General features: G+C 38.9%; 6 protein-coding genes. All 6 read right to left on the bottom strand.

Annotation, left to right across the window (positions count from 1 at the left end):
- Nucleotides 1–140 (bottom strand): 30S ribosomal protein S9 (gene rpsI, locus K8F54_RS13055; RefSeq protein ID WP_290791665.1); only part of this gene is annotated, 140 nt, incomplete at its 3' end.
- Nucleotides 140–595 carry a 50S ribosomal protein L13 gene (rplM, locus tag K8F54_RS13050; protein ID WP_290791656.1) on the bottom strand — a complete coding sequence of 152 codons (456 nt, stop codon included), beginning with the start codon at nt 593–595 and terminating at the stop codon, nt 140–142. The genes rplM and rpsI, both read right to left, overlap by 1 nt.
- Nucleotides 596–740: 145 nt before the next feature.
- On the bottom strand, nt 741–2,324 hold the full coding sequence (locus K8F54_RS13045) for a T9SS type A sorting domain-containing protein (RefSeq protein ID WP_290791654.1): 1,584 nt from the start codon (nt 2,322–2,324) through the stop codon (nt 741–743).
- 123 nt (nt 2,325–2,447) lie between these two features.
- A complete protein-coding gene (locus K8F54_RS13040) occupies nt 2,448–3,998 on the bottom strand; it encodes a T9SS type A sorting domain-containing protein (RefSeq protein WP_290791652.1) in 1,551 nt (516 codons plus the stop codon).
- Between the two features lie 35 nt (nt 3,999–4,033).
- A complete protein-coding gene (locus K8F54_RS13035) occupies nt 4,034–7,486 on the bottom strand; it encodes a pyruvate carboxylase (RefSeq protein WP_290791650.1) in 3,453 nt (1,150 codons plus the stop codon).
- Nucleotides 7,487–7,594: 108 nt separating this feature from the next.
- Nucleotides 7,595–8,641 carry a hypothetical protein gene (locus K8F54_RS13030; protein WP_290791648.1) on the bottom strand — a complete coding sequence of 349 codons (1,047 nt, stop codon included), beginning with the start codon at nt 8,639–8,641 and terminating at the stop codon, nt 7,595–7,597.
- Between the last annotated feature and the right edge of the window lie 98 nt (nt 8,642–8,739).

Below are 8,739 nucleotides of genomic sequence, written 5' to 3'. Positions count from 1 at the left end.
TTTACTTTATACTGTAAAGTAGCGGTAGGGAAATACGATTCCATGTCGCGCTTATTTACGGTAATTTTTCCTTTTCCTTCTGAAAGGTATACACGTGCAACAGCGGTTTTTCTTCTACCTATTTTGTGAATAACTTCCATTACTTGCTTTTATTAAAATTAATGGTTCTTGGTTTTTGTGCCTCTTGATCGTGTGATGCTCCGGCATATACTTTTAGATTTCTGAAAAGTTCGGCTCCCAATTTGTTTTTAGGTAACATCCCTTTTACCGCTTTCTCAATAACGCGTTCCGGGTGCTTGCTTCTCATTTCAGTGGCAGTCAAACTACGTTGTCCACCCGGGTAACCTGTGTGACGAATGTACGTCTTGTCATCCCATTTGTTTCCTGTTAGGTTGATCTTTTCGGCGTTTGTAATAATTACATTGTCACCGCAATCAACGTGTGGGGTAAAGTTTGGTTTGTGCTTTCCGCGAAGTAATTTTGCAACTTCACTGGCAAGACGTCCAAGGGTTTGCCCTTCAGCATCTACGTGCAACCATTCCTTGGTTACGGTCGCTTTATTAGCTGATATTGTTTTATAACTTAGTGTATCCACTTTTATTAATTTTACCACCTGTCTTCACCTACAGGCAGTGTTAAACATTCCTTCTTTTGGATAAATCGGGGTGCAAATGTAGTATTATTTATTTGAATTACAAGGGGTGTCGTTTTATTTTTTCTGAAGTCTAAAAACAACAATACTACTCTTTCACAAACTTTTTAGTAGCGATGCTTTTTCCTGAAGTTAATTGAAGATAATAAACACCCGAGGCCAAGTAGGAAACATCAATGGGGCTACTATTTTCAAAGTTCTTTAGCACTTTAAGAAGTTCTCCTTTTACTGAATAGATTTTTACCACATCAATAGTTTGGTTTTTGAGAGTAATCCTAATCGTATTTTTTGCTGGATTGGGATGAAGATTTAATGTATTCGAAAAATCATTTTCAGTTACCTCTAAAATATTGTCAAGTTTTAATATCCAAAAATCATATCCACCTTGCGAATTTTCGATTTTGTCACCAGAAATATCTGAATTCGAAAATCCCGCAACAAAATATCCTTCATCAGCTGTCTCAATTGCTGAATAAGCACCTTCAGCACCCGTTCCTCCTATGGTATTTTGACCTTCGATAGCGCCAAATGCGTTGAGTTTAAGAATCCAATAATCTGAATCCCCAATTGTATTTTCGTCTTTATCTCCAGATATATTTGATTGAGAACCTCCTGCAATAATATAACCACCTCCACTAGTTTCCCGTATAGATTCAAGCATGTCTTGATCGTTTCCGCCTATTGTATTTTGCCAAAGAATTAAACCTGAAGAATCTAATTTAACAACCCACATGTCAAATCCGCCATTGCTGTTTTCCGTCTTGTCTCCTGAAATATTCGAGGTTGACCCCCCTCCAATAATATACCCTCCATCTGAAGTTTGTGAGATATGTTCAATCCAATCACCTTCGGTTCCTCCAATAGTATTTTGCCATTCAATATTCCCGTTATTGGTCAATTTAATTACCCAAAAATCACTACTACCAATGTTTCCCTCAGTTTTATCGCCAGAAATACCGGAAGAACTAGATCCACCAAGAATATAACCTCCATCCGTAGTCACAGACAATGATTCTAAGTTATCATAACTATCTCCACCTATTGTATTATCCCATTGAATTATACCACTTTCATTAATTTTTATTACCCAAATGTCATCTTCACCTAAACTATTTTCGGTTTTGTCTCCAGATATATTTGAGTTTGATTTTCCTCCCAGAATATACCCTCCATCTAAAGATTCCTCAATAGAGTACATATAATCTACGCCATTACCACCAATAGTATTTTCCCACTCAATAGATCCAAAAGCATTAATTTTTACGACCCAATAATCCATAATTCCCATTGCATTTTCACTTTTATCTCCAGAAATATTTGAATTGGAAATACCTCCCAAAATATAACCGCCATCTGAAGTTTGAGAAATTGAATAAAGGTGATCATCTAAACTACCCCCAATGGTATTTTGCCATTCAATTAAACCATTTGAATTAACTTTAACAACCCAATAATCTCCAATACCAATAGAATTTTCTGTCTTGTCTCCCGAAATATCTGAACGCGAACGACCACCAAGGATAAATCCCCCGTCAGCCGTTTTATTCATACAATACAAACGATCATCATCACTACCACCTATAGTATTCTGCCATATAATTGGAAGATCTTGCCCAAAAGAAATTAAACTCAATGCAAAACCTAAAATCAGAAAAGTATAGAGCTTCTTCATGTTTTAATACTTTTTAGCAAAATACTGAAAATATTTTACTCCAACGTCACAATCAAATCATCTGCTAGCACAATGAGCAGGTATTTTGGTTCAATGTGTTTTGAGAGGATTTTGAAAACAGTTTTATTCTTTTACAAACTTTTTTGTAGCGATGTTTTTTCCTGAGATAATCTGCAGATAATATACTCCCGTTGAAAGGTGAGAGACATCAATTATCGAAGAATTTTCAATGTTCTTAAATTCTTTAAGAAGCTCACCTTTTGCTGAATAAATTTTTAATACATCAATAAGTTGGTCTTGAATCGAAACTTCAATCTTATTACTTGTGGGATTAGGAAAAAGAGTGAATCCGTTAAAAAATACATTATCATCGACTCCAAGCACTTTATTGTGTTTTAGGATCCAAAAATCAAAATCACCACGTGAATTTTCAGTTTTGTCACCGGAGGCATCCGATAATGAAGAGCCTCCAATAACATATTCGCCATTAATATTTTGAACAGCGTTCGGGATTCTATCCTGATTTTCTCCACCAATAGTGTTTTGCCATTCTATAATTCCAACAGAATTAAGCTTGAGAATCCAATAATCGGTGGCCCCATTAGAATCTTCTGTTTTATCTCCACCAACATTAGAATCTGAATAACCACATATAAAGTATCCTCCGTCGTCACTCTCAATTGCGCTATAGCAGGCATCTCCAGTAGTGCCGCCAATAGTATTCTGCCATTCCATAGCACCCAAGATATTGGTTTTTATAATCCAAAAATCAAAACCACCTTGAGAATCTTCCGTCTTATTTCCGGAGGCATTTGAATCTGATAGCCCAATCACTATATATCCACCATCGGAAGTTTGTTGTACCTCGGTTAATGCATCCTCACCAAACCCTCCATATAATTCACTCCATTGGAATGTTCCTAATTCTGACAATTTTATCATATAATATGACCGGAGGGGAGCAGCTCCTGAACCTCCAATAATAAATCCTCCATCATTAGTAAGTGACAAAGAACTGTGTGTATAAGCATCAACGAAGCCAAAAGCTTTTTGCCATTGTATAACTCCATTTGCATCTGTTTTTACAATCCAGGTATCATTTTGGCTTTGAGAAGATATCGTTCTATCACCTGATATACCTGAACTGGAAGTTCCTCCTAAAATATAACCTCCATCGGGAGTTTGAGCGATTGAGACAAGTGAGTCACTTCCGCCCCCTCCAATAGTATTTTGCCAAACTATCGAACCATTCACGTCAAGTTTTAATATCCAATAGTCCTTTTCACCATTCGAATTTTCTGTTTTATCTCCTGAAATATCCGAATCGGAAGAGCCTCCAATAATATAACCACCGTCTAATGTTTGAGATAATGTGTTTAGGATGTCATTTCCACTCCCTCCAATTGTATTTTGCCATTCAATTATACCCTGACTATCTAATTTGACTACCCAAAAATCTTTACCTCCTTGCGAATTTTCTGTTTTTTCACCGGAAATATCAGAATCGGATTCACCTCCTAGAATAATCCCCCCATCCACTGTATTCTGTATTGAAGTAAGTCTATCATAGCCACTTCCGCCTATCGTTCTTTGCCAAAGTATATTGGGGTCTTGACCAAAGGAACAAGTAATAAGAGTAATCGTTAGAACCAGTGAGTTAAAAAGATGCTTCATAAAGTTTAAATTTTGGGCAAAATACTGAAAATATTTTACTCCAACGTCACAATCAAATCATCCTTTAAGACCATAGTTCCGGGTTTTAATACAACCGATTTTACCTTGCCCGGCTTGGTAGCCGTTACCGTAGTTTCCATCTTCATGGCTTCTATGATAAACAAGTGATCGTTTGCCTTAATTTCCTGGCCTTTTTTAACAAGCACCTTGTACAAGGAGCCTTGTAATGGGGCTCCAACCTGATTAGCGTCTGCCGCATCTGCCTTTGCGTTTTCTTCTTTTTTAATATTTAAAGAGGTGTCTTTAACTTCAACAAACCTGTTTTCACCATTTACTTTAAAAAACACTATGCGAATTCCTTCTTCGTTGGCATTTCCCACCGAAAGCAATTTCACAATAATGGTCTTTCCGGGTTCCAATTCAATAAGCGTTTCTTCGCCCACCTTCATGCCATAGAAGAAGTTAGGTGTCGGCAAGATGGCCACGTTTCCGTATAGTTTATACTTTTCATGTGCCTGCTCAAACACCCTTGGGTACAGACTGAAGGACAGAAAATCTTCGAATTCGATAGGGCGGGTAAATCCTTTCTGAAATTTCTTCTGAAAAGCTTTATACTCTGTATCAAAATCGATAGGCGTTAGGTGCGCATTGGGTCTGTCGGTATACGACTCGTTGTTTTTCAGAATTATTTTCTGAAGCGCCTTCGGAAAACCACCTAAGGGCTGCCCTAAATCTCCTTTAAAGAAATTGATAACCGATTCGGGGAACGAAATCTCATGCCCCCTTTGCATCACGTCTTCGGGAAACAAATCATTGGTGACCATAAAAATAGCCATATCGCCCACCACTTTCGAGCTGGGTGTTACCTTTATTAAATTTCCGAATAAATGATTCACCCGGGCATACATTTGCTTTACTTCGTCAAAACGGTCTCCCAATCCCAAGGCTTCCGCCTGTGGCCGTAAGTTTGAATACTGACCTCCGGGAATCTCATGCTGATACACCTCAGCGGTTCCGGCTTTTAATCCCGATTCGAAGGGATAGTACATTTCGCGAACGTCTTCCCAGTAATTCGAAAACTGATTTAAGGTATTGATGTCAAATTCGTGCGCACGTTCCTGCTGCTTCATCATTTCAACAATCGAATTGAAATTGGGCTGAGATGTGAGTCCCGAAAGGCCTCCCAACGCAACATCCACAACATCCACTCCGGCCTCGATGGCCTTTAAATAGGTGGCAGACTGTATGGAAGAGGTGTCGTGTGTATGTAAATGTAAAGGGATTTTTACCGTATCCTTAAGTGCTCCAACCAGTTCGGTGGCGGCATAGGGTTTTAGCAATCCGGCCATGTCCTTGATGGCAATCATATGTGCACCTGCATTTTCTAAATCTTTAGCGAGCTGGGTATAATATTTCAAATTGTACTTGGTCTCATTAGGGTCTAGTATATCTCCTGTATAGCTTATGGCCGCCTCGGCGATGCCCCCTGTTTTATTTCGAACAAAATTCATACTGGGTTCCATGGCCTTTACCCAGTTGAGCGAATCGAATATCCGGAAGATATCGACTCCATTTTCCCATGATTTTTCTACAAACTTTTCAATTAAATTATCGGGATAGGCTTTGTACCCCACACCATTCGATCCGCGCAGCAGCATTTGAAACAAGATATTAGGAATCTTCGCTCGCAACTCTCGCAACCGGGTCCACGGGCTTTCATTTAAAAAGCGATAGCAAACATCGAAGGTGGCTCCTCCCCACATTTCTATACTAAAGGTGTTGGGGTGATTTTTCGCAAAACTCTCGGCCGCCAGAAGCATATCTTTAGAACGCATTCGGGTAGCCAATAATGACTGGTGTGCGTCTCGAATTGTGGTGTCCGTATAGTGAATTTTTTTTTCGGCCTTCAGCCAGGCACAGAATTTCTCGGGTCCTAATTTGGTAAGTAGATCTTTGGTCCCCTTCGGGTATGCGGCCAAAGCGTCGTATTTCGGGATTTTAGGAGTTCTAAAAACCTTGTTGGTGTCGAAAGATTTCACATCGGGATTTCCGTTTACAATTACTTCACCCAAATACTGCGTAATTTTGGAAGTCCGATCCTGCGAAAGTTTGATGTTGAAGAGTGAGGGTGTATTCTGAATAAAATTTACAGAGGCCTTCCCTTCCTTAAAGGTATCATGTTGAATTACATTCTGAAGAAAGTGAATATTGGTCTTTACACCTCTGATGCGAAATTCCTTTAAGGCGCGTGTCATTTTCCGAACGGCACCGTCCAAGGTTCTTCCATGCGCCGAAACTTTTACGAGCATCGAATCGAAAAACGGACTCACACTATACGACTGATAAATACTTCCGGCATCCAGGCGTATTCCCATCCCCGAAGCACTTCGGTAGGTGGTGATGGTACCGTAGTCGGGAGTAAAATCGTTTTCCGGGTCTTCGGTCGTTAGTCGGCATTGTAGCGCAAAACCATAGGTGGCCAATGAATCTTGAGCGTAAATTTTAATCTGAGTATCGTTTAGTTTATATCCACCTGCGACAAAAATCTGGGTTTTAATAAGGTCTATACCGGTGACCATTTCGGTAACCGTATGTTCCACCTGAATACGTGGATTTACTTCAATAAAATACACCCTGTCTTTGCGATCTACTAAAAACTCGACCGTACCTACATTGTTGTATTGTACCTCTTTTGCAATGGCGAGCGCATATTTATAGAGCGATTGCTTCACTTTTTCTGAAACATTAAAGGAAGGAGCAACTTCTACCACTTTTTGATGGCGACGCTGCACGGAGCAATCCCGTTCAAATAAATGTCGGATGTTTCCATGGTTGTCGGCTACAATTTGAACTTCCAGATGTTTCGGATCTTCCACATATTTTTCTAGGAACATAGTGTCATCGCCAAAAGCATTCAAGGCTTCGTTTCGAGCTGACTCGAAATAGAGTTCTAGATGTTCGGGCTGACGTATAATTCGCATCCCTCTTCCCCCGCCACCTGAAGCTGCTTTTAGCATAAGTGGATAGCCAATTATGGCGGCTTCAGAAAGTGCCACCTTTAGAGAAGTTAGTTTTTTGGTGTTGCTTTCTATGATTGGGACATGGCATTTTGTCGCAATTTTCTTGGCGGTGATTTTGTCACCCAAAGCATCCATCACCTTGGGATCGGGTCCTATAAAAATAATCCCATTGGCAGCACATTTTCTGGCAAATTCTGAATTCTCTGAAAGAAATCCGTAGCCGGGATGTATGGCGTCAACGCCTTTTAGCTTGGCCAGTGAAATAATCTGATCACTATCCAAATACGGCTTTAGAGGTTGGTTATTTTCGCCAACCTGATACGATTCGTCTGCCTTATAACGATGTTGCGAATAGCGGTCTTCGTACGTATAAATAGCAACTGTTTTGAGGTTTATTTCGGTACAGGCGCGAAGCACTCTGATGGCGATTTCGCCGCGATTTGCCACCAGCACTTTTTGTATTTTCATGTATTTGGAATTACGGATTGAACGATTTTAAATTGTTTGGGTTAAAGATAAAAAATAGTATGCACGCATAATAAAAATTAGTCTATTTATTTTGTTGAAATTGACGTATTATTTAATGATATATGGGTTTTCGTTTTTATAATTACGAACAATAAAATCTAAAGCACTTTTTAAAATTTCTCCCATATTCGAAGCTTTTTTAAAATTTACATCTCCTGTCAGGGTAAAGAGTTGCTTTTTTAACTCTTTAATTTTGGCTTTTGAAGAGAGCTCATCAACGGTCATACAATCCATCAACTCCATGAGTCGGTCATTTTCACTAGCCGCCCGCTTTGCTAATAAGGAGCGTTCCTCACGTTTGTATTGTTCTATAGATTCCTCCTGCAGTAATTTCAGGGTCATTTCTACAAGTTTGTTGTTTTCCTTTAGAAATTGAGGTTTGTATACCTTCGCATTGCCTTCATAGCTCTGCTGGTCGAAATCTATTGCTCGAATTCGGTATTGGATACGATCAAAATCATGTGTCAATACCATCACATAATTATACGATCTCATATCGCCCAACAATCTCACAAAACAGCGCTCGTTAAATTTTACAAATTCCTTAGCGATTTCGCGTTTGGCTTGTTCAGAGCAACTGTCTAGATTGTTCGCAATAAAATCGTCTCCGGGAATACCCGAAATATGCTCTTCAATTAAGGTATTTCCGTGGACCAAAAAGTTAATATGATTGGGAGACAATAAATGCTCTAATTCGAGACCGTAGATTCGCGAGGCATCTGCTTTTTTGATATAGAGAAAAATATAATTGTCGTTAAGGATGTTTCGCACCTTCACTCGGAAAGGCTTGGTATTCCCAAAAGTACAGTAGTCGATACTATCTATATTTAAGTAGGGGAGCACCATATCACTACCATCGGCATGTAATATGGTATACATTTTTTTGAGACTTAATTCAATCTCATCGCGTTCAGATTCGGAATAATAGACACTTATCCAAAGCGTGTCATTTCCAAATTTATCGAAAATAGAAATCGATCCCTGAAAACGCAGCAGATCATCATAATAAATAGGAATCTTAATGTTCCTGCCCTGACGTGTGAGATATTGAGATAACTGTTCTGAAATCTTATATGCAGGTTTCTTTTTCGACATCAATTTTCTCATAGCATCCATAATATAGCCTAAATATAGCTTAATTACTACTTACTAAAGAACATTTTTTGAATGTTAAAATTATCTTAAAAAAAATA

The organism is Altibacter sp. (genome assembly GCF_019913785.1).
Lineage (GTDB): Bacteria > Bacteroidota > Bacteroidia > Flavobacteriales > Flavobacteriaceae > Altibacter.
This window is presented reverse-complemented; position numbering and strand designations above follow the sequence as displayed.

What these genes read in the sequence shown, in the direction of transcription:
- K8F54_RS13045 (WP_290791654.1), bottom strand. Translation starts at nt 2,324, where the DNA reads ATGAAGAAGCTCTATACTTTTCTGATTTTAGGTTTTGCATTGAGTTTA.
- K8F54_RS13040 (WP_290791652.1), bottom strand. Translation starts at nt 3,998, where the DNA reads ATGAAGCATCTTTTTAACTCACTGGTTCTAACGATTACTCTTATTACT.
- K8F54_RS13035 (WP_290791650.1), bottom strand. Translation starts at nt 7,486, where the DNA reads ATGAAAATACAAAAAGTGCTGGTGGCAAATCGCGGCGAAATCGCCATC.
- K8F54_RS13030 (WP_290791648.1), bottom strand. Translation starts at nt 8,641, where the DNA reads ATGTCGAAAAAGAAACCTGCATATAAGATTTCAGAACAGTTATCTCAA.